The 20,554-nt window shown below is 35.1% G+C and carries 22 protein-coding genes; 21 read left to right on the top strand and 1 reads right to left on the bottom strand.

Annotated elements, in window-relative coordinates:
* The first annotated feature begins 4 nt into the window (after nucleotides 1-4).
* The 21 genes from OTK01_RS07610 to OTK01_RS07510 all read left to right on the top strand — a co-directional run bounded on the left by OTK01_RS07610 (nucleotide 5) and on the right by OTK01_RS07510 (nucleotide 19,580).
* Nucleotides 5-259, top strand: coding sequence for an IreB family regulatory phosphoprotein (locus OTK01_RS07610; RefSeq protein WP_013403403.1), 255 nt, complete (start codon nucleotides 5-7; stop codon nucleotides 257-259).
* Nucleotides 207-1,715 carry a hypothetical protein gene (locus OTK01_RS07605; RefSeq protein ID WP_029227522.1) on the top strand — a complete coding sequence of 503 codons (1,509 nt, stop codon included), beginning with the start codon at nucleotides 207-209 and terminating at the stop codon, nucleotides 1,713-1,715. Before OTK01_RS07610 ends, OTK01_RS07605 begins: the two co-directional genes overlap by 53 nt.
* On the top strand, nucleotides 1,702-2,649 hold the full coding sequence (locus OTK01_RS07600) for an aldo/keto reductase (RefSeq protein ID WP_029227523.1): 948 nt from the start codon (nucleotides 1,702-1,704) through the stop codon (nucleotides 2,647-2,649). The genes OTK01_RS07605 and OTK01_RS07600 overlap by 14 nt, the downstream gene beginning before the upstream one ends.
* 33 nt (nucleotides 2,650-2,682) lie before the next feature.
* Nucleotides 2,683-3,099 carry a Holliday junction resolvase RuvX gene (ruvX, locus tag OTK01_RS07595; RefSeq protein ID WP_013432500.1) on the top strand — a complete coding sequence of 139 codons (417 nt, stop codon included), beginning with the start codon at nucleotides 2,683-2,685 and terminating at the stop codon, nucleotides 3,097-3,099.
* Nucleotides 3,100-3,182: 83 nt separating this feature from the next.
* On the top strand, nucleotides 3,183-4,094 hold the full coding sequence (gene nadA / locus OTK01_RS07590; protein WP_029227524.1) for a quinolinate synthase NadA: 912 nt from the start codon (nucleotides 3,183-3,185) through the stop codon (nucleotides 4,092-4,094).
* A 23-nt stretch (nucleotides 4,095-4,117) separates the two neighbouring features.
* On the top strand, nucleotides 4,118-5,734 hold the full coding sequence (gene nadB, locus OTK01_RS07585) for an L-aspartate oxidase (RefSeq protein WP_029227525.1): 1,617 nt from the start codon (nucleotides 4,118-4,120) through the stop codon (nucleotides 5,732-5,734).
* Entirely contained in the window at nucleotides 5,735-6,571 is an 837-nt protein-coding gene (nadC, locus tag OTK01_RS07580) for a carboxylating nicotinate-nucleotide diphosphorylase (protein WP_013432503.1), read from the top strand.
* 22 nt (nucleotides 6,572-6,593) lie between these two features.
* Nucleotides 6,594-8,525 carry a molybdopterin-dependent oxidoreductase gene (locus OTK01_RS07575; RefSeq protein ID WP_029227526.1) on the top strand — a complete coding sequence of 644 codons (1,932 nt, stop codon included), beginning with the start codon at nucleotides 6,594-6,596 and terminating at the stop codon, nucleotides 8,523-8,525.
* On the top strand, nucleotides 8,522-9,118 hold the full coding sequence (locus tag OTK01_RS07570; RefSeq protein WP_029227527.1) for a molybdenum cofactor guanylyltransferase: 597 nt from the start codon (nucleotides 8,522-8,524) through the stop codon (nucleotides 9,116-9,118). The genes OTK01_RS07575 and OTK01_RS07570 overlap by 4 nt, the downstream gene beginning before the upstream one ends.
* Complete coding sequence (locus OTK01_RS07565; protein ID WP_029227528.1) at nucleotides 9,081-9,677, top strand: NUDIX hydrolase; 597 nt, start codon at nucleotides 9,081-9,083, stop codon at nucleotides 9,675-9,677. Before OTK01_RS07570 ends, OTK01_RS07565 begins: the two co-directional genes overlap by 38 nt.
* Before the next feature lie 21 nt (nucleotides 9,678-9,698).
* Nucleotides 9,699-10,868 (top strand): class I SAM-dependent rRNA methyltransferase, encoded by a 1,170-nt coding sequence (locus OTK01_RS07560; protein ID WP_014042148.1) that lies wholly within the window; start codon nucleotides 9,699-9,701, stop codon nucleotides 10,866-10,868.
* Nucleotides 10,869-10,894: 26 nt separating this feature from the next.
* Nucleotides 10,895-12,262, top strand: coding sequence for an RsmB/NOP family class I SAM-dependent RNA methyltransferase (locus OTK01_RS07555; protein WP_029227529.1), 1,368 nt, complete (start codon nucleotides 10,895-10,897; stop codon nucleotides 12,260-12,262).
* A gap of 2 nt (nucleotides 12,263-12,264) precedes the next feature.
* Nucleotides 12,265-12,963, top strand: a complete 699-nt coding sequence (locus tag OTK01_RS07550; RefSeq protein ID WP_013432509.1) for a pseudouridine synthase — start codon at nucleotides 12,265-12,267, stop codon at nucleotides 12,961-12,963.
* 25 nt (nucleotides 12,964-12,988) lie between these two features.
* Entirely contained in the window at nucleotides 12,989-13,573 is a 585-nt protein-coding gene (locus OTK01_RS07545) for an ECF transporter S component (RefSeq protein ID WP_013432510.1), read from the top strand.
* A 12-nt stretch (nucleotides 13,574-13,585) separates the two neighbouring features.
* Entirely contained in the window at nucleotides 13,586-13,936 is a 351-nt protein-coding gene (locus OTK01_RS07540; RefSeq protein WP_013432511.1) for an Asp23/Gls24 family envelope stress response protein, read from the top strand.
* Between the two features lie 21 nt (nucleotides 13,937-13,957).
* Entirely contained in the window at nucleotides 13,958-15,598 is a 1,641-nt protein-coding gene (locus tag OTK01_RS07535) for a DAK2 domain-containing protein (RefSeq protein ID WP_013432512.1), read from the top strand.
* Nucleotides 15,599-15,605: 7 nt separating this feature from the next.
* Nucleotides 15,606-17,645, top strand: coding sequence for an ATP-dependent DNA helicase RecG (gene recG, locus OTK01_RS07530; protein ID WP_029227530.1), 2,040 nt, complete (start codon nucleotides 15,606-15,608; stop codon nucleotides 17,643-17,645).
* Nucleotides 17,646-17,743: 98 nt separating this feature from the next.
* Nucleotides 17,744-17,941 (top strand): alpha/beta-type small acid-soluble spore protein, encoded by a 198-nt coding sequence (locus OTK01_RS07525; RefSeq protein ID WP_013290621.1) that lies wholly within the window; start codon nucleotides 17,744-17,746, stop codon nucleotides 17,939-17,941.
* A 123-nt stretch (nucleotides 17,942-18,064) separates the two neighbouring features.
* Nucleotides 18,065-18,619 (top strand): 16S rRNA (guanine(966)-N(2))-methyltransferase RsmD, encoded by a 555-nt coding sequence (gene rsmD / locus OTK01_RS07520; RefSeq protein ID WP_029227531.1) that lies wholly within the window; start codon nucleotides 18,065-18,067, stop codon nucleotides 18,617-18,619.
* On the top strand, nucleotides 18,616-19,122 hold the full coding sequence (gene coaD / locus OTK01_RS07515) for a pantetheine-phosphate adenylyltransferase (RefSeq protein ID WP_013403385.1): 507 nt from the start codon (nucleotides 18,616-18,618) through the stop codon (nucleotides 19,120-19,122). The genes rsmD and coaD overlap by 4 nt, the downstream gene beginning before the upstream one ends.
* Nucleotides 19,122-19,580, top strand: coding sequence for an ATPase (locus OTK01_RS07510; protein WP_013290618.1), 459 nt, complete (start codon nucleotides 19,122-19,124; stop codon nucleotides 19,578-19,580). Before coaD ends, OTK01_RS07510 begins: the two co-directional genes overlap by 1 nt.
* Here the strand turns inward: OTK01_RS07510 and OTK01_RS07505 are convergent.
* The gene (locus tag OTK01_RS07505; RefSeq protein WP_029227532.1) at nucleotides 19,575-20,552 is read right to left on the bottom strand and encodes a nucleoside recognition protein; all 978 of its coding nucleotides are present in this window, start codon (nucleotides 20,550-20,552) and stop codon (nucleotides 19,575-19,577) included. The genes OTK01_RS07510 and OTK01_RS07505 overlap by 6 nt on opposite strands.
* Between the last annotated feature and the right edge of the window lie 2 nt (nucleotides 20,553-20,554).

The following is a 20,554-nucleotide window of genomic DNA, read 5'->3' as shown; positions in this document are numbered from 1 at the left end:
AGAAATGAACGATAAAACTCAACATTTCTCATTTGAAGAGAGTATGGAAAAAAAGGTTAAAGAAATATTGAGTGAGGTTTACAGTGCACTGAAAGAAAAGGGTTACAATCCAATTGCCCAGCTTGTAGGATACTTAATATCGGGCGACCCAACTTATATTACTAATCATAAGAATGCCCGCTCTATAATAAGGAGAATTGAAAGAGATGAAATATTGGAAGAAATTGTTAAGTTTTATATTGATAATAACATTGAGTAGCTTAATTTTCAGCTCAGCTTTTGCATTCAGTTTCTACAAGTTTAAAGGGGAAGAGTTTATTGATAAATATTTTTTTGCTACTGTAAAAGAAGTTATTTCAAGCAGCAAAAAAGGTTGGGCAGTGATTGTAGTTTTAAAAGATGAAGTAAGAAGTCAAAAGATTAAAGAATATCTTGAAAAAAAAGGGACAAATATTAGTAATCTATCACAGATGAAAAAGAAAAAAGAGGGACTATTTTTTTTATACAGTGGTGATGGCAGGTTAATCTTTGTGCTCAATAACCTTTCTGATGAAGGCTTTTTTACTTTCAAATCAGTTCACACTAAAAGAGCTGGGCTTGTACTGGACAGCGAGTTTATGGATATATTAGAAGGCAAGCTTAAAAAAGATGCTAAAATGTTAGTAGCAAATGACTTTTTACAATACTTGTGGAAGTTTTTTTGGATATTGAATTATCAGCTTATGTATCTTAATAGGTATTTAATAGTGCTTTTTGCTGTTATTATTATATTCTCAATTTTAGAAGCAATAATTTATTTTGGTGGTTTTAAAATAGGTTTACCAAACGCTATGCGTATGTATATTTTAAAATTATTTCCTACCACTGCGTTGCTTTCGTACCTTTTTATTATCTACTCACCGATAATAGTTCAGTTTATTGGCCATCTTTTTGTATTTTTATTACTGTTTTTTGCAACCTCGTTAATATTATCATACTTCAGTTTAGAAAAAACTCAAGCTGGAGTTGCTCTGGCTGGAATCCTCTCTATTTTGATTCAGGCTATTTTTTATGACAACTATTTGCAACTTATTTCTACTGCGGGATATCATCCTTCATTTGCAAATAGATTTTATGGCATAGGCAATGAATTTTTTGCTTATTTGTTGGGCTTTGCATTTGTATTTTCGGTTGCAACTAAAATTCCTTTAAAAAATGTTTATATAATACTTGGGGCCTTGGCTATATTTTTGGCGATTCCATATTATGGTATAAATTTTGGTGGGCTTGTTTCCATCCTCTTAGGTCTTATTTTGTTTTTAGTTATAAATTCACGAAATAAAAAAAAGATGATTTTTTTGTTGTTACCAGCTGCAATCTTGATAGTTTTTGTTATCTTCAAGAATAGCTATCTATTTAATGTTTTTTCAAACACTGATGTTTTGCTTGATACAATAAAAAGAAAAACGCTCATGAACCTTTCTTATTTTATATCCTATCCATTGACAATTTTGCTTGTTAGTTGCCTTGTGATTTTAAGTATCTTAGCTTTGACCAAAAATAAAATTTTGGTTTTGAGCTCACTTGAAAGAGAAAAGATAAAATTGTTTATTATAATCACTATGTTTGCATGGCTTTTGAACGATTCAGGTACGATAATTGCTGGTCTTTTATTAGGATTTTTAAACTTGGATATATACCTTGCAAAGCTGGTGAAAGATTATGCAAACAATTAAACTTGGAAATACATCACTTTATGTGAGCAGAATATGTTTTGGTACTCTTACCATTGGACCGCTTCAAAAAAGATTATCTATTGAAGATGGAGCAAGGCTTTTAGCGTACGCGTACCAAAAAGGCATAAATTTTGTTGATACTGCTGAGCTGTATGAGACATATGAGTATATAAGAAAGTCAATTCAGATAAGCGGGATACGACCAGTGATATCTACAAAATCATATGCTTATGATAAAAAATCAGCAGAGTTTTCTTTATATAAGGCTTTGAAAGAGCTGGATGTTGATTACATAGACCTATTTATGCTCCATGAACAGGAAGGTGAGCATACTTTCAAAGGACATTATGAAGCAGTTGAGTATTTTTTAAAAGCAAAAGAAAAAGGGTATATCAAACATTTTGGCATTTCTACCCACTATGTAAAGGCGGTAAAAGATGCCATCAAATATCCAGAAATTGAAGTTATTCATCCAATATTTAACTACAAAGGAATCGGAATTGTAGATGGTACAGTTGATGAGATGGCTGAGGCAATAAAACAAGCCTACATACAAGGCAAAGGAATTTTTGCTATGAAAATATTTGGTGGAGGCAACCTCCTTTCTAATTTCAAGCAAGCGCTTGAGTTTATATTTGACTTTCCTTATCTTCATTCTGTTGCAATTGGTATGCAAAGTATATTTGAAGTTGACCATAATATTAGATGCTTTGAAGAAAAGAAGGTTTACTTGACCAAAGAATTATTAGAGAATGTAAAAACCAAAAAGCTCCATGTTGAAAGCTGGTGTGAAGGTTGTGGAGAGTGCATTTTGCATTGCCACCAAAATGCATTGTCTGTGAAAGATGGAAAGGTAGTTGTTGACCATTCTAAGTGTCTTTGCTGTGGATACTGCAGCAGTTATTGTAAGCTTTTTGCTTTAAAAGTAATATGAAGCAAATTGGAAAGGTAGAAGGGTGGTTGCGAATTGAGAATTCTGTGTCTTGACATAGGAAACAGCAGAGTTGGTGTTGCAATTTCAGACCCACTCAAAATTACTGCTCAGCCGGTTATGACAATTGAGCTACGAAATAAAGATTTGTTTGAGGAGCTTGATAGTATATTTCAAAGATTCAGTATAGAAAAGGTTGTAATAGGCTATCCTCTTTCTAAGCTGCATCCTGATCAGAAAGATGAAAAGCTCAAAAAAATTGATGAGATTTCTGAAAAGATTAAAAGCAGATACAATGTAGAGATTGTAAAATGGGATGAGAGATTTTCAACAAAAGCTGTTGAAAGGGTAATGAATGAAGAACTGAACTGGAAAAGAAAGAAAAAGGTAATTGACAAGGTTGCAGCAGTTTATATTCTGCAAGGGTATCTTGACTTTTACAATGGAAGCTAAGAATCTTTTGTGTATGTTGATTTTGGTCTTCTTAAATGGTATATTAATGATAAAAATCTTACCAAGAAAAGCGAGTGATATTATTGAATATAGAAGTGCTTAAAAATGAAATTTACAAGCTCAAAAGAGAAAAGAACGCTTTGATAGTTGCTCACAATTACCAAATTGATGAAGTGCAGGAGATTGCTGATTTTGTGGGCGACTCTTTTTATCTTAGCAAAGTGTGTGCTGAGCGTCCTGAAGAAGTTATAGTGTTTTGTGGAGTTCACTTTATGGCTGAGAGTGCAAAGATACTTTCACCACATAAAAAGGTACTGTTGCCAGAGATAGATGCTGGATGTCCTCTTGCTGATATGGTGACTGCAGAAGATGTTGAAAATTTAAAAAAGAAATATCCTGATTATTCAATTGTGTGTTATATTAACTCTCCTGCTTCTGTCAAAGCAAAATCAGATGTTATCTGTACTTCATCAAATGCTGTGAAAATTGTAAGGGAATTTCCCAATGACAAAATAATTTTTTTGCCAGACAAAAACTTAGGAAGTTTTGTTAGAAAACAGGTGCCTGAAAAAGACATCATTTTATGGGAAGGATTCTGTATTACCCATTACAAGATAAAAAAAGAAGATGTTGAAAAAGCGAAGTCTGCGCATCCAAATGCTTTGGTTTTGGTCCATCCTGAGTGTAGACCAGAAGTGGTTGAGCTTGCTGACTTTGTCGGAAGTACAAAACAGATAATAGATTTTGCTACTGCTTCAAAAGAAAAAGAGTTTATTATCGGAACAGAGATGGGAGTGCTGTACAGTTTAAAGAAGCTGAATCCCGACAAGAAGTTTTATATTCTTCATCCAGGGATGATTTGTCCTAATATGAAGAAGAATACTTTGCAATCGGTAAGAGATGCTCTGTTGTATGAGAGATACCAGATAGAAGTTGAAGAAGAAATTATGCAAGGTGCGAAAAGAGCACTTGCTAAGATGCTTGAGATGGGTTAATTTGTAAATTGGGGATGGTTAGTTTGGCAGAGTTTAAAAGGTTTTGCATTGAATTTGACTCTGGTAGTGATGAAGTTTTAAATTTTGATGTAGTAATTATTGGAACAGGTGTTGCAGGGCTATATACGGCAGTTAATTTGGATAAAAAGCTCAAAGTGGCACTTGTCACAAAAGAAACCATGCAGGTTAGCAATACCAATTTAGCCCAAGGTGGGATTGCAGCGCCACTTAGCCATGATGACAGTCCTGACATACACTATATGGATACAATAAGAGCAGGCAGCGGTCTTTGTGATTCGCACATGGTAAGAATTTTGGTTGATGAGGCTATTGAAAATATAAATATTCTGCTTAAGATGAATATTCCGTTTGATTTAGATGACGAAGGTGAGATTGTTTTAGGTCAGGAAGGAGCACACAGTAGACGAAGGATTATCCATGCAAGTGGAGATGCAACAGGAAGAATTGTGTCTGAGCATTTAGGACTTGTAGTTAAGTCATATGAAAACGTTACAATATTTGAAAATGCTTTTCTGGTTGATATACTCACCGATGAGCAGAACACTGCCATAGGAGTTTTGCTAAAGATAAAGAATAAGAATGTCATTTTATTTGCAAAAAACATTGTTCTGGCATCTGGTGGTTATGGATATTTGTACAAATACACAACAAACCCTGAGGTGACAACAGGCGATGGCTGTGCTGCAGCTGTGAGATGTGGAGCAAAGGTTGTGGATATGGAACTTGTGCAGTTTCATCCCACTGTGCTTTATCATGAAAAGAACAAAAGTTTTTTAATATCAGAGGCAGTAAGAGGAGAAGGTGGTCTTCTTTTTAATAGTTTTGGTGAAAGGTTTATGGTAAGGTACCATCCTCTTGCAGAGCTTGCACCAAGAGATATTGTTTCTCGTAGTATATACTTTGAGCTACAAAGGACAGGCTCTGAAAACGTATTTCTCGACATTACTCATCTTGATGCTAACTTTATAAGAAAGAGATTTCCCAATATATATCAAAAATGTTTGGAACTTGGTATCGATATTACAAAACAGAGAATTCCTGTTGCACCTGCGCAGCATTATAGTATGGGCGGGGTGCTTTCTGACGAGTTTGGCAGAACCACTGTAGAAAACCTTTTTGTATGTGGTGAGGCAGCAGGGACACGTGTTCATGGAGCAAACAGGCTTGCATCAAATTCACTTTTAGAAGGTCTTGTTTTTGGAAGAAGAATAGCTCAATATATCAACAGCAGGTCACAAAAAAATGTAAAACATATAGCAATCTGCCATAGAAGTTTGAGTAAAAAGGAGTTTGATTTGAACGTAGCTACCGAGATTGAAGGTTTGAGAAGTAAAATGAGTGAACATGCAGGGATTGTGCGAACAAAAGAAGGACTTGAAAAATTGATAGATTACATTGTCTCGAGGTTAGAAATATTGAATACAATGAGACTCAGCACGCAAAAAGAGATAGAATATTATAACATGCTTATGATAGGGTACATCTTGGCAAATGCTGCACTGATGAGAAAAGAAAGCAGGGGTTCTCATTACAGAAAAGATTTCCCGTACCAGGACGATGTTAACTGGAAGAAGCATTTGGTATACTCAAACATTTATGGATGGGAGGAAATCTTTTAAATGCTGAATTTTTTGGTGATTGATAAAATTATTAAGGATGCACTTGTAGAGGATATGCCATATGGGGATGTTACAACACAGCTTTTGATTCCACAGGAAAGTATCTCAAGTGCTGTTTTTCTCAGTAAAGAGAATGGAATTTTATGTGGAATAGATGTGGCAAAGAGGGTATTTGAGATATTAGACTCAAACATAAAATTTGAAAAGTTAAAAACTGATGGAGACTATATTCAAAAAGGTGATGTTTTGGCCAAAATACAAGGAAATACACGAGCAATCTTGATGGGTGAAAGACTTGCTTTAAACCTTCTTCAAAGGATGAGCGGCATTGCAACATTTACAAATATGCTTGCACAAAAGATAAAAGGGTACAAGGCGACTGTGACTGATACTCGAAAGACCATTCCTCTTTTGAGAATGCTTGATAAATATGCTGTTTTTGTCGGTGGTGGGAAAAATCACAGATATTCTTTGTCTGATGCGGTGCTAATTAAGGATAATCACATAAAGGCTGTTGGGAGTATAACAGAGGCTGTAAAAAGGGCGAAAGAGAATGTTCCACATACAATGAAGGTTGAAGTAGAAGTGCGTAATATGCAGGAGTTTGAAGAGGCATTGCTATCGGGTGCAGATATAATTATGCTTGACCATTTTACGGTTGATGAGATGAAAAAGGCTGTTGAGAAAGCTGAAGGAAGAGTTTTAATAGAAGCATCGGGAAATATAAATATTGATAACATTGAGGAGATTGCAAAGACAGGTGTTGATATTATTTCTGTTGGTAGCATTACCCATTCAGTAAAAAGCCTTGATATTAGCCTTGACTTTGTAGATTAAAGTTTTTTGGAGGCAAACTCTTATGAAAAAAAAGACATTTTGTCCACTTGACTGTTTTGACAGTTGTGCGATTGTTGCTCAGGTTGAAGATGGGAAAGCAGTAAAGCTGTACGGTAGTAAGGACCACCCTATCACTAATGGTTTTTTGTGTCCAAAAGGTTATAGATTGCTTGAAAAGGTTTATTCAAAAGAGAGGGTAACCACTCCTCTTTTGAGGGTTAAAAACGAATTTCACCAGATTTCGTGGAACCAAGCTCTTGACATGATTGCAGAGCAAATAAAAGAGATTTTAAAAAAGTACAACTCAAGTGCCATTTTATACTATAGTGGAGATGGGTACGAAGGGTATTTAAGAAATATTGAAAGGCTATTTTTTGATTATTTGGGTGGTGCGACATACTCTGAAGGGAGTTTGTGCTGGGGAGCAGGTCTTCTTGCCCAGAAAATAGATTTTGGAAATTCGCTTTGTCATTCACCATTTGATATTTTTAATTCTAACTGGATTGTTCTTTGGGGAAGAAACGCTCTGTGGACAAATCTTCACCTTTTTTATTTTGTCCATATGGCCAAAAAACAGGGTAAAAAAGTAGTGGTGATTGACATTTACCCTACCGAAACATTCAAGGTAGCTGATATTGGTCTGATTATAAATCCTGGGTCTGACTCTCACCTTGCATATGGAGCAATAAAATATATATTGGAAAATGGGAAGGAAGACAGAGAATTTATCGAAAAGTATACCATTGGATTTGAAAAGGTAAAGGAGATTGCAAGTAGACTAACATATGAAGAGATAGAGAAAAAGTGCGGTGTGAATAAAAAAGATATAGAAAACATTGCAAATATTTACATTCAAAGACCTGTGTCAACTTTTATTGGCTATGGTCCGCAAAGATATACAAATGGAGTAAATACAATTAGGACAATTGACTATCTTGTTGCAATCTCAGGTAATGTTGGCATAAAAGGTGGAGGTTCAAACTTTGCTCACAGGTTCACTCAAAATATAGCTTCCATTTTCAAAAACGATACCAAGGCTGTGAATAAGCGTTTTTATAACAAAGCAAAACTCGGTGAATATCTAAAAGACCAGCAAAACCCGCCTGTTGAAATGGTTTATATATCTGCCGGAAATCCTGTTTCACAGTGTCCTGACTCAGATTTGGTGTTCAGAGAACTTCAAAAGAGGTTTGTAGTTGTGGTTGACATGTTTTTGACAGCAACAACACAGGCAGCAACCATTATACTTCCTGCTGCAAGTTTTCTTGAGAAAGAGGATGTGTTTGTGCCGAATATGTGGCATGATTATATTGGGGTTTCTGAGAAGGTTATTGAAAATATCGGTAAGTCAAAATCTGAGGTTGAAATAATAAACGAGCTTGCAAAAAGGCTTGATTTAGATTTTCCTATAAAATCAGAAAAAGAATGGGTAGAATATGTAAAGGCTCATTTTGAGAAAGCTTTGAACATTAAATTTGAGAAGCATTTTGTGCGTGCAACCAAAATGGAAGTTCCGTGGGAAGATAAACTATTTGCAACAAAGAGCAAAAAATTTGAATTTGAAGACGAAAAGATGGGTGTAGCTGTGCCATCTATAGATGAAGAAAGAGCGTTAAAAAACCAGCTCAGACTTGTGACCGTTCATTCTCAAAAAACATTGCATTCTCAGGAGTTTTTTGAAAGAAGACCAGTTGCTATTTTTAATATTGAGGATGCAAAGAGACTTGGAATTGGAAATGGAGATAAAGTGCTTCTTTACAATGGCTGTGGAAGTTTTGTTGCTGAAGCAGTGCTGAGACAGTGTATAAAAAGAGGGTATATAATAGTTGAAGAAGGGTTTCAGAACCAGAATATTGAGACAATAAACTCTTGCATTTTTTCCAAAACGGCAGAGATGGACAGTCAAGCAGCATTTAATTCAAATTTTGTATTTGTGAAAAAGGTGGCAACATGAAAAATCTATTTATTTTGGCGGGTGGGAAGTCAAAAAGGCTTGGATTTGACAAATTATATCTTAAGATTGGTAATCAAAGGGTTGTACAGATAATAGACAAGATTATAGGGAGCCTTTTTGACAAAAAGTTTATTGTTGTAAAAAACGGGTATATAGAGTTTGAAGGTTTTGAAGTAATAAAAGATATAATTGAAATAGATGCTCCTGTTGCAGGGGTCTTAACAAGTTTGATGGTAAGCAGAACAAACAAGAATTTTATAATAGCATGCGATATGCCGTTTGCCAAAAAAGAACTTGTAGAGTACATGCTTGGGTTTGATGGGTACGATGCAGTTGTTCCTTATTACAATGGCTATTTTGAGCCTCTTTTTTGTGTATATAGCAAAGCATTTTTGGAAAAAGCGTTGGATTTTATAGACAAGGGTATATTTTCTCTTTCTGCTATCTTACAAAGCTCAAACATAAAAAAGATTGAGCTCAACGAAATATTGAGGTTTGACCCTTGTTTTGAAAGTTTTAAAAATATAAATACTCAATCTGATTTGGAGGAGGCAAATGAAAGGTTTAGAAGAGCTCTTTCAAGCCAGGTTTGATTTAGAAAAAATACCAATTGCTTCAGATTTGATTGTAAGAGAGGTTACTGTAACAATAGAAGATAGAGAGTTCTTTGAATATGTTAAAAGCAAAATAAATGTTGATAGAATAGGTGAAGTGGTGTTTGCAATAAAAGATGGTGAAGAAGTGCTTGTTGTTAGGCAAAAAGAGTATCCTGATAAAGTTTACAGGATACCTTCTGGTGGCATCGGTCTTAACGAGGATGTGGATGAGGCTTTGAAAAGAGAAGTAAAAGAAGAGCTTGCACTGAATATTAAAGATTTTTTACTAATTGGAGCGATAAAGTATAATCTTGTCTGCTTGCAAGAACATCTCGATTTTTATTCGTTTGTATTTTTAATTGAAAAGTGTGAAAAAGATAATCTTGCAAAAACTGATGGTGAGATTTCAGAGGCAATAAAAGTATCTTTGGATGGATTAAAAAATCTTAGTGATATCTTGAAAGAACAAAAAGGTTTTTGGGGTGATTGGGGCAAGTTCAGGTATTATTCTACTTATCTTGTATATGAGTACCTTGTACGAAAGAAAATAAACTAAAAAAGAGGTGTTGTTTAGAGTATGGCAAAAGTGTTTTTGGCAAAAGGGAAAGGACTGAGAGTGGAAAGCGGTCATCCATGGGTTTTCAGGCATGAAGTACAGAAGATAGATGGGGAGTTCGAGGATGGGGATATTGTTGATGTGTTAAATTTTAAAGGAAAGTTTGTTGGAAAGGGGTTTATAAATTCCAAGTCTCAAATACTTGTAAGACTTCTTACACGAAAAAATGAGGAGATTAATATTGACTTTTTTAGAAAAAGAGTTCAAGATGCCTGGGATTACAGAAAAAGTATAGGCTATACACAAAATTGCCGGCTCATATTTGCTGAGGCTGATTTCCTGCCTGGACTTATTGTTGACAAGTTTGGCGATGTTCTTGTGATGCAGACATTGTCAAAAGGTGTTGACAGATATAAAGATAAGCTGGTAGAAATATTAGTTGAGGTTGTCAATCCCAAAGCTATATATGAGAGAAATGATGCAAGGGTAAGAGAAATTGAAGGACTTGATTTGAGAAAAGGATTTTTATATGGCAGCTCGCCTGTTGAAGTTGAGATAGAGGAAAATGGTATTAAGATGATAGTAGATATAGAAAATGGACAAAAAACAGGATATTTCTTGGACCAGAAAGAGAACAGGGTTGCAATAAGAAACTTTGTAAAGGATAAAGTGGTTTTGGACTGTTTCTGTCACACAGGAGGATTTACAATAAACGCTGCTAAGTTCGGTGCATCAAAAGTCATAGGTGTTGATATTTCAGATACAGCCATTGAACAAGCAGTAAAAAATGCTAAGTTAAACGGCGTTGAATCAAAATGTGAGTTTGTGGTTGCAAATGTTTTTGACTATCTAAATGAACTTGACGACAAGAAAGAAAAATACGATATGATAATACTTGACCCTCCTGCATTTGCAAAAAGCATACACACCTTGGAAAATGCAAAAAGGGGTTATAAAGAGATAAACTTGCGAGCTATGAAGATACTCAAAAAGGGTGGAATTCTTGTGACCTGTTCATGTTCACATTATATGAAACCAGACCTGTTTTTTGAGGTTATTAAAGATGCTGCAAAAGATGCAAAAAAGATATTAAGACTCATTGAGTACAGAACGCAGGCAAAAGACCATCCATATCTTATCAACTATGAAGAGTCTTTGTACCTCAAATGTTTTATTTTTCAGGTTTTATAAGATTTACAAGGAGGTCTAACTTTAAATTGAACTTGCCAGAAGAATTCTTGTCAAAGATGAAAGAAATTTTAAAAGAGGAGTTTGACCAGTTTATAAAAGTATACGACTTTGACAGTTATAAAGGCTTTAGGGTCAACACTGCCAAAGTTTCAGTTGAAGAGTTTATAAAGAAAATGGGAATTGAATTTGAAAAAGTTCCATGGTGCAAAGATGGTTTTTACTACACCGAAGAGATAAGGCTAAGCAAACACCCGTACTATTTTGCTGGGCTTGTGTATATACAGGAACCATCTGCCATGTTTCCGGTTGAGGCTTTGGATGTAAAAGAAGGCGAAAAAGTCTTGGACTTGTGTGCCGCACCTGGGGGAAAGAGCATTCAGATAGCAGCAAGGCTTGGTCAAAATGGCTTGCTTGTATCCAATGATGTAAAGCCATCAAGAATCAAGGCACTTGTGAAGAATGTTGAAAATCTTGGGCTCACAAATATTGTAATCCTGAACAACAAGCCGAAAGAGATAGCTGAAAGCTATGGCGCATATTTTGACAAGATTTTAGTTGACGCACCTTGTTCTGGTGAGGGAATGTTTCGCAAAGACCCGACGGCAGCTAAAAAATGGACTTCTAATCACCCTGAAAAGTATGTCAATCTGCAGAGAAGTATCATGACAGAGGTAGATGAGCTTTTAAAAGTGGATGGCGAGATAGTATATTCCACTTGTACGTTTGAAGTAGAAGAGAATGAAGGAATTATTGACTGGTTTTTAAAAAAACATAAAAACTATGAAGTTGTTGAGATAAAAAAATATGAGGGCTTTTCGGATGGGATCGAGATAAACGGCAATGAAAATTTGAAAAAAGCTGCAAGAATATACCCGCATAGGGTCAAAGGTGAAGGACATTTTATTTGCAAGCTAAAAAAGGTAAGAGAAAGCGGAGCTGAGTGGACTTTCCAGCCACAAAGATTTGAGGTGGATAGAGAGGATTTAAAAATTTTTGAAAAGTTTTGTAATAAATACTTAAACATAGACTTGAGTTACTTCAAGGATAGGGTGTTTTATAAAAAAGCAAGCAAACTATATTTGGGTTTTGAAGGACCTTTTGATAAAATAACACCGCTTCGAAATGGTCTTTTGCTTGGAGAAGTTTATAAAGGAAGATTTTATCCTTCTGCTCATTTGATTGCAAGTTTAAAGTGCGAAAATCTCAAGGTTGCTATTAACTTTTCTCAAGACGACGAAAGGCTGTGGAGGTATTTAAAAGGCGAGACGATAGAGAACAAAGAAAATCTAAATGGATTTGTAGGGATATGTGTAGATGGCTTTACTCTTGGATGGGGTAAAGCAGAGGGACATATAATAAAAAATTATTTCCCAAAAGGATGGAGATTGGAATAAAAATGAGACTTGACAAGTTTCTGACTCACTGTGGTTTTGGTTCACGAAGTCAGGTTAAAAAGTTAATAAGAGAAGGAATTGTGACTGTAAATGGGAAACGAATAGTAGAAGTTGATTTTAAGATTAATCCCGAAGAAGATGTAGTAGAAGTCGATGGCAGGGTTGCAAAGTTCAGTAGACAGATTTATATCATGATGAACAAACCGAAAGGTTATGTGTGCTCAAATGACGACCCGGCATCACTTACAGTGTTCTCACTTATTTCTGATGATTTAAAGTATCGAGATTTGCATACAGTTGGAAGGCTTGACAAAGACGCAGAAGGTCTTTTGATAATTACAGATGATGGTGAATATACGCACAGAGTTATCTCACCCAAAAAAAGAATTGAAAAAGAGTATTTAGTAAGGCTTGAAAAAGAGGTGGATGAGGAAAAGCTGAAAGAGTTTGAAAATGGTATTATTTTAGATGATGGTTATAAGACACTTCCTGCAAAATATACTATTATTGATAGTACCACAGTAAAATTGTGCATATATGAAGGTAAATATCATCAGGTTAAAAGGATGTTCGAAGCAATTGGAAATAAGGTGGTGGACTTAAAACGTCTGAGAATAGGAGGTCTTAATTTAGACCAAAATTTAAAACCGGGTGAATACAAGGTTATAGACAGAGAAGAAGCTTACTTAGTTTTTGAATAAGACAAGAAAGGAGAGCAGCTGATAAATGAAACAGGTTGAGTTAAAAAATCTTGTTAAGGTTTCAATCTTTGGTGCTTTAGCATTTGTTGTAATGCTTATAGAGTTTCCTTTAGGGATATTTCCGGACTTTTTAAAGCTTGATTTTAGTGACTGTGTAGCATTGATAATTTCGTTTGCTCTTGGACCTGTTTGGGGTGTGGGTGTTGAATTTTTGAAAAATGTACTTCATCTGTTTGTTACCAAAACGGCCGGGATAGGCGAGTTTGCTAACTTTATGATTGGCGGCTTTTTTGTGTACATTGCGGGATACATATATGGCAAGAATAGAACTAAAAAAGGTGCTGCAGTAGCTCTTATTATTTCTACCATTGCATTTTCTGTCTGGGCAGGCTTGCTAAACTATTTTGTGCTTCTTCCTCTTTACGAAAAAGCTTTAAAATTTCCAATCTCAGAGATAGTAAAAATTGCTGCGAAGGTAAATGGTCTTGTGACAGATAAGTTTACATTGATTTTGTTTTCAATAATTCCATTTAATTTGGTAAAAGGTACAGTTATTTCAGTGGTTACTTTTGTCCTTTATAAAAGGTTATCGAAGATTGTAAAAAGATAGGAGATGAAGATTATGGGCGTTTATTTTGAAAATGAATTTGGAAAGATAGAGATTACCAATGATTGCATTGCTACAATAATTGGGCTTTCGTGTATGGAAAGCTATGGTGTTGTTGGTATGGCATCAAAGAGTGTAGCAGACGGGATAGTTACACTTCTTGGCAGGGAAAATTTGCAAAAAGGCATAAAGGTTTTGGCAGAAAATGGTGTTGTTAACATTGATATTCACATAATTGTGGAGTACGGTACAAGAATTCCTGTTGTTGCTGAAAATATCAGAGAAAGAGTTTCATATGCTATTGAAAAATACACAGGTCTAAAACCGGGAGCTATAAATATCTTTGTAGATGGTATTCGTCTTTAATTAGCTGAGGAGGATTGGACTATGAAATTTTTAACTGCAGATGTGTTAAAAGATATGTTAAAAGCTGCAAATAATTATTTAAAATTGCACATAGATAAGATAAACTCTTTAAACGTCTTTCCAGTACCAGACGGTGACACAGGTACCAATATGTCTGCGACTCTTGACAGCAGCATAAAAGAGATAAACGGGAAGACTTTTGAAAATGTGGACAAACTTATGAATGCAGTTGCTTTTGGCAGTTTAAAAGGTGCACGCGGCAATTCTGGAGTTATTCTTTCTCAGCTTTTGCGCGGATTTGCCAAAGAGTTAAAAGGCAAAGATGTTATAGATATACCAACATTTGTTGCTTGTTTAAAATCTGCGTCTGCAAGTGCTTACAAAGCAGTGATGAAACCTACAGAAGGGACTATGCTCACAGTTGCACGCGGGATTGCAGAGGATGTTGAAAAAGAAGTGGCAGAAGGCATTGTGAGCGAAATAGAGGATTTGCTGGAAGTGTGCGTTTCAAGCGGAAAGAAGTGGCTTGCAAAGACACCAGAGATGCTTCATATTTTGAAAGAGGCAAATGTAGTTGACAGTGGCGGTATGGGTCTTGTCATAATTTTTGAAGGGATGTATAAATTCTTAAAAGAAGGGATGGTATTTGAAGAGCCATCACAGCAGGAAGTTTATACAGCCCTCACTTTTAAACCTGAGGATATTAGGTTTACTTACTGTACAGAGTTTTTTATTACCGGTTTGAAAAAGAATATTGAAAAAGAATTTAAGGAATATCTTGAGACAATTGGTGATTCAATTATTGTAATCCAGGATGGCGACATTCTCAAAACACACGTTCACACAAATTCACCTGGCAGGGTATTAGAGAAGGCTTTGAAGTATGGTGAGCTTATAAATATAAAGATTGATAATATGAAATATCAGCACCAGGAGTTTATAAGTAAAAGAGAAAACCCTGATACAGAAGTTCAAACACAGGCTGAAGTTATTACAAAAGAATATGGTTTTGTAGCTATATCACAGGGAGAAGGATTCAATGAAATATTAAAAGGCTTGGGTGTTGATTTTATAATTGAAGGCGGACAGACTATGAATCCAAGCGCTGAGGACTTTGTAAATGCTATAAAGAATGTACCAGCTAAAAATGTATTTATTTTCCCGAACAATAAAAACGTGATTATGTCTGCAGAGCTTTCTTTGCAGCTTATTAACACAAATAAAAATGTAGTGATTATGAAGACAACCAACATTCCTGAGTGCATTGCTGCAATGATAAAGTTTGATTTGAACAAGAGTGTTGAAGAAAATATAAAGCTCATGCAGGAAGCTATAGACTCAGTAAAGGTTGTAGAAGTTACTAAGGCAGTGAGAAATACAAAAATAAACGGGTTTGAGATTGAAGAAGGCGATTTTATAGGGATTTCCAAAAAGGAAATAATTGCATGTGACAAAGATATGTTAAAAGTAGCTTTGGCTTGTGTCGAAAAGATTGTTGATTCTACAACCCAGATTTTGAGTATCTACTATGGCAAAGATGTAGCCTTAGAAGATATAGAGGTGCTTGTTAAAAACATACAAGAAAGATACCCGAAAATTGACATTGAGAGCTATGAAAGTGGAAATGAAATTTATCAATTAATTATTGTGGCTGAGATGTGATGGTAAAATGAATGTTCTTGAAAAAGACATAAGATTCTTAAAAGGTGTTGGAGAAAACAGAGAAAAGCTATTTAAAAAGCTGGGTATAAAAAAAGCCGAGGATTTGCTCTGGCACATACCACGAAAATATCTTGATTATAGTAGGCTAAAGAAAATAAGAGAGCTTTGCGATGGAGAGATAGAGTCATTTGTTGCAAAGGTTGCTGGCAAGCCTGTGGAGATAGAGACAAGGTCAGTAAAGGTAATAAAAATTCCTGTTGAAGATAGTACAGGCGTTGTTACAACAGTATGGTTTAACCAGGACTATATAAAAAACGTTTTGAAAGAAGGAGAGATATTCTGCTTTTCTGGGAAGATAGAGAGAAAAGGCTTTTATATTGAGGTTAAAAATCCTGAATTTGAAAAATATGATCAACAACTTCTTCATACAGGCAGGATTGTTCCTGTATACAATTCTACAGAAGGTCTTTCTCAAAAGGTGATTAGAAATATTGTGAACAATCTTCTGCATCAAGTTGATGGAATGCTTATAGATATAATTCCGCCTTATATAAGACAAAAATATAATTTGAGTGATATCAATTTTGCAATAAAAAATATTCATTTTCCAGAAAACAAATTGAGCTTAGAACTTGCAAGGAAAAGGCTTGTGTTTGAGGAATTTTATCTTCTTCAGCTTTCCCTTTTGCTTTTAAAAGAAAACATAGAAAAAAATGAAGGAATAAAAATTGAAAATGCTCAAAGTAGCTTAAAAGAGTTTGAAAAGCTCCTTCCGTTTGAGTTGACCGAGGCACAAAAAAGAGTGCTGGCAGAGATTGCACAGGATTTAGAAAGTACAAAACAGATGAATAGACTCATCCAAGGCGATGTTGGCTGCGGGAAAACGGTTGTAGCTTTGGCAAGCGCATATGCAACAATAAAAGCGGGATATCAGGTTGCACTGATGGCACCAACAGAGGTTTTAGCTTTGCAGCATTATAACGAATGTAAAAAGTACTTTGGTAATAAATTCAATGTAAGACTTCTAATTGGGTCAACTCCAAAAAAAGAAAAGGAAATAATCTTAAAAGAGCTTGAACATGGACTTTGCAAAATGGTCATTGGAACCCATGCACTTATCCAAGATGAGGTAAAATTTAAAAACCTTGGCTTGGCAATCACTGATGAACAACACAGATTTGGAGTTATCCAAAGGGTAGAACTCACAAAAAAAGGAAGTTCACCGAACATTCTTGTTATGACAGCAACTCCAATACCCAGGACGTTGAGTTTGGTTTTGTATGGAGACCTTGATATTTCTATTATTGACCAGTTACCTCCCGGCAGAAAAAAGATTTTGACATACGCTGTTGATGAGAGTTTTCGCCAGCGGGTGTACAATTTCATAAAAAAACAGTTAGATGAGGGGAGACAGGTTTACTGGATATGTCCTCTGATTGAAGAGTCAGAAACTTTGAATGCAAAATCAGCAGTTGAATTTGCAAAATCTTTGAAAGAAGGATTTTTTAAAGACTACAATGTTGGTTGCTTACACGGAAAACTTTCTGCAAAAGAGAGAGACAAAATCTTAAATGATTTTAAAGATGGACACATCCATATATTAGTTTCAACCACAGTTGTTGAGGTTGGAATAAACGTTCCAAATGCCACAGTTATGGTAATTGAGAATGCTGAAAGATTTGGACTTGCTCAGCTGCATCAGCTAAGGGGGCGAGTTGGCAGAGGCGAGCACCAGTCGTACTGTATTTTGTTTAATCAAAGCGATTCAGAGATTGCCAAAAAAAGGATGATAGCTATAACCAGAAGTCAGAACGGATTTGAAATTGCTGAAATGGACCTAAAACTCCGAGGACCTGGTGATTTATTTGGGACAAAACAGCATGGTATCATGAACTTTAAAGTAGCCGATATTATAAATGATATGGATATTTTAAAGCAAGCAAGAATTGCTGCAGAAGAGACGATTAGACTCAAACTTGTTGATAACAAACTTTTAGAAAAAATTAACAAACAATTTTACAATAATATAGAAAATATTGGCCTTTAACCCTTTTCAAAAATTTCTTGTTATAATGTTTTTAAAAAGAGAGCATATTAAATAGTGAAAAAAGAAAAGTCTCAAACAAAAAAAGGGGGTTGAAGGCCATGGCAAGAAATAGAAAGCTTGTTCCGGAAGCAACTAAGGCTCTTGACCAGTTAAAAGCAGAGGTAGCAAGCTCAATTGGTGTTCCGTTGAAACCAGGTTACAATGGTGATTTGACAGCAAAACAGGCAGGTTCAATTGGTGGTTATATGGTAAAGAGAATGATTCAGGATTATGAAAATAGAGCAGCAGGTAAATAACCCCGCGAGGTGTTTAAAATTTACCAACAACGAAGGGACTTTTTGAGTCTCTTCGTTGTTGTTTTTTTAGAGGGATTTTTATATAATCAATATATAAACAAATTGTAAGAAGTTGCTTAAAAGATGAGGGTTATAAGCGGCCAGCAAAAGGGTAGAAGATTAAAAAGTGCAAATATTGAAGGGTTAAGACCCACATCAGATAGAGTAAAAGAGGCTATTTTTAATATGATAGCACCTTTTTTGAATGAAAAGCTTATTGTAGCTGATTTTTTTGCAGGGACAGGAAATGTGGGGATTGAGTTTTTATCAAGAGGTGTCAGAGAAGTTACATTTGTTGAAAAAGATATGAGGTGTATTAATCTAATAAAGGAAAACCTTAAAAATTTGGATTTGTTGAAAAGGGCAAGGATAATAAAAGGTGATGTATTAAAATTTTTGAAGTCTAAAAACTGTCCAGTATTTGATATTATCTTTTTAGACCCACCGTACAGGTCTGATTATGCAAAAGAGTGTATTTCTGAAATAATAGAAAATAACAGAATCAATGAAAATGGTCTTATAATTGTTGAATCTAATTTAGAGTTCCGGTATGAAGATGAAAACCTCTCTATCTTGAGAGAAAGAGAGTATGGTGATACTAAAATCACAATATTCTGTTTTGGGGGTAAGAGAAGTTGAAGATAGGAGTATATCCGGGAAGTTTTGACCCTGTTACGAATGGTCACCTTGATATAATTGAAAGGGCTTCGAAAATTTTCGATAAATTAATTGTGGCTGTTCTGGTCAATCCAAATAAAACTCCTGTGTTTGACATTGAAGAGAGGGTTGAACTTTTAAAAGAGACAACGGAGCATCTGCCAAATGTAGAGGTAAAAGCTTTTAAAGGTCTTTTAATTGATTTCATGAAACAGGAAAATGCCAAGGTTATAGTAAAGGGATTGAGGGCAGTGTCCGACTTTGAATATGAATTTCAGATGGCACTTTTGAACAAAAAACTTGAACCTTCGATTGAAACAATCTTTATGATGACAAATAGCAAATACTCATACCTCAGTTCAAGCATGGTCAAAGAAGTTGCAAGATTTGGCGGGTGTATAGAAGACTTAGTCCCTGAAAAGATTGCTAAAAAGGTAATGAAAAAATTGAATAAGAAATATGCAGAAACGGAGGAAAATAAGTGATGGGTGAGCTGAGCATATTAGAGCTTTTAGAGAGAATGGAGGAAATAATAGAAAATAGCAAATCAATACCGTTTACATCAAAGGTTATGGTGGAAAAGGATGAGCTTTTAGAGATAATAAAAGAAATAAGGCTTTTGCTGCCGCAGGAACTTTCTCAAGTCAAGTGGGCAAAAGAAGAGAGGAAGAAGATTTTAGAGAGAGCTCAAAAGGAAGCAGAAGCAATCATAAATGATGCGGAGAGCAAGGTAAAAGGTCTTGTGGATGAGACAGAGATTGTCAAATTGGCAGAGAAGAGGGCAGAGGAGATTATTCAAAAAGCAAAAGAACATGCAAAAGAATATAGACTCATGGCCCAAAGTTATACCATTGAGCTTTTAGAGCAGACAAAGAAAACTATTGAAAATATTGTAAAAGAACTGAATGATAATATTGACCAAATAAGACAGAAAAACTCATAGTTGTAAAATTATTGGAAACACACAAATGATAGCTGTAGCTAAAGCGCACTGGATCAATTTTCCAATGATATAGTGGAAAGATTGCAAACCTGCTACGCTCAAAAAGGATATAGTTTGAAAATGCACCGAAAGTCCACCCCAGGAAATAATAAGCTCAGATGCTATCAATTTTTGCCAGACAGGGAGAGAGTTTGTATTAATTTGCACACTACCGTTTGTTATTTCAAACAAGCCATATAAAAGTCCTTTTATGAGAGTATCATCTGCACCTGTAAATCTGAAGAGGCTACATATTGAATGATAAATTTTGAAATATTCGAGAACGTTATTCAAGTTGAAAAAGAGAGTTATAAAACCACCTATAATGAGTATGGACTCAACTGAGTCTTTGACTGATTTTGATAGAACCTTTCCAATGTCAAAGTTCAAAAATTTGTAAGGTGCGGAAGCTGACAGTATTTCACTTTGTGCAAATCGAGAAGTACACAAAGCTATTATCAGGCTTGCGAGTATATGAGCAAAAAATAGCATATATCCATATTTTTTGGAACCCAAAAGATTGATTCCAACCGTTCCAATGATAAAAAGAGGACCAGAGTTATTTACAAAATAAAGGAGCCTTACAGCTTCGTTTTTACTGATTAATTTTTGGCTATATAAGTTACATACCATTTTAGCGCCAACTGGATATCCTGTTAACATTCCTATTATCATTGCTAAAAACCCATTTGATGAAAGTTTGAATATCTTTTTGGAGGGCAAAAAGAAGATATTTGAGAGATAGCTTATAAGCTTTGATTCAATGAGTACATTTATAACTAAAAAATATGGGAAAATAGAAGGCAGGACTTTTTCCCACCATATGATTGCTGATTTTGTTGTTGACTGAATGATAAGTTGAGGATTTAAAAACATAGATAAAAAGTAAAGTATACATAATATTATTACGGTAAGGTTAAATATCTCTCTCAAGT

Source organism: Caldicellulosiruptor acetigenus (assembly GCF_026914305.1).
Classification (GTDB): domain Bacteria; phylum Bacillota; class Thermoanaerobacteria; order Caldicellulosiruptorales; family Caldicellulosiruptoraceae; genus Caldicellulosiruptor; species Caldicellulosiruptor acetigenus.
This window is presented reverse-complemented; position numbering and strand designations above follow the sequence as displayed.

Excerpts from the sequence above, each read along its gene's own strand:
- OTK01_RS07510 (WP_013290618.1), top strand. The coding sequence starts at position 19,122 with ATGGGTGAGCTGAGCATATTAGAGCTTTTAGAGAGAATGGAGGAAATA.
- OTK01_RS07560 (WP_014042148.1), top strand. The coding sequence starts at position 9,699 with ATGGCAAAAGTGTTTTTGGCAAAAGGGAAAGGACTGAGAGTGGAAAGC.
- OTK01_RS07550 (WP_013432509.1), top strand. The coding sequence starts at position 12,265 with ATGAGACTTGACAAGTTTCTGACTCACTGTGGTTTTGGTTCACGAAGT.
- OTK01_RS07600 (WP_029227523.1), top strand. The coding sequence starts at position 1,702 with ATGCAAACAATTAAACTTGGAAATACATCACTTTATGTGAGCAGAATA.
- OTK01_RS07605 (WP_029227522.1), top strand. The coding sequence starts at position 207 with ATGAAATATTGGAAGAAATTGTTAAGTTTTATATTGATAATAACATTG.
- OTK01_RS07565 (WP_029227528.1), top strand. The coding sequence starts at position 9,081 with ATGAAAGGTTTAGAAGAGCTCTTTCAAGCCAGGTTTGATTTAGAAAAA.
- OTK01_RS07575 (WP_029227526.1), top strand. The coding sequence starts at position 6,594 with ATGAAAAAAAAGACATTTTGTCCACTTGACTGTTTTGACAGTTGTGCG.
- OTK01_RS07570 (WP_029227527.1), top strand. The coding sequence starts at position 8,522 with ATGAAAAATCTATTTATTTTGGCGGGTGGGAAGTCAAAAAGGCTTGGA.
- OTK01_RS07540 (WP_013432511.1), top strand. The coding sequence starts at position 13,586 with ATGGGCGTTTATTTTGAAAATGAATTTGGAAAGATAGAGATTACCAAT.
- OTK01_RS07525 (WP_013290621.1), top strand. The coding sequence starts at position 17,744 with ATGGCAAGAAATAGAAAGCTTGTTCCGGAAGCAACTAAGGCTCTTGAC.
- OTK01_RS07545 (WP_013432510.1), top strand. The coding sequence starts at position 12,989 with ATGAAACAGGTTGAGTTAAAAAATCTTGTTAAGGTTTCAATCTTTGGT.
- nadC (WP_013432503.1), top strand. The coding sequence starts at position 5,735 with ATGCTGAATTTTTTGGTGATTGATAAAATTATTAAGGATGCACTTGTA.
- recG (WP_029227530.1), top strand. The coding sequence starts at position 15,606 with ATGAATGTTCTTGAAAAAGACATAAGATTCTTAAAAGGTGTTGGAGAA.
- OTK01_RS07610 (WP_013403403.1), top strand. The coding sequence starts at position 5 with ATGAACGATAAAACTCAACATTTCTCATTTGAAGAGAGTATGGAAAAA.
- rsmD (WP_029227531.1), top strand. The coding sequence starts at position 18,065 with ATGAGGGTTATAAGCGGCCAGCAAAAGGGTAGAAGATTAAAAAGTGCA.
- OTK01_RS07535 (WP_013432512.1), top strand. The coding sequence starts at position 13,958 with ATGAAATTTTTAACTGCAGATGTGTTAAAAGATATGTTAAAAGCTGCA.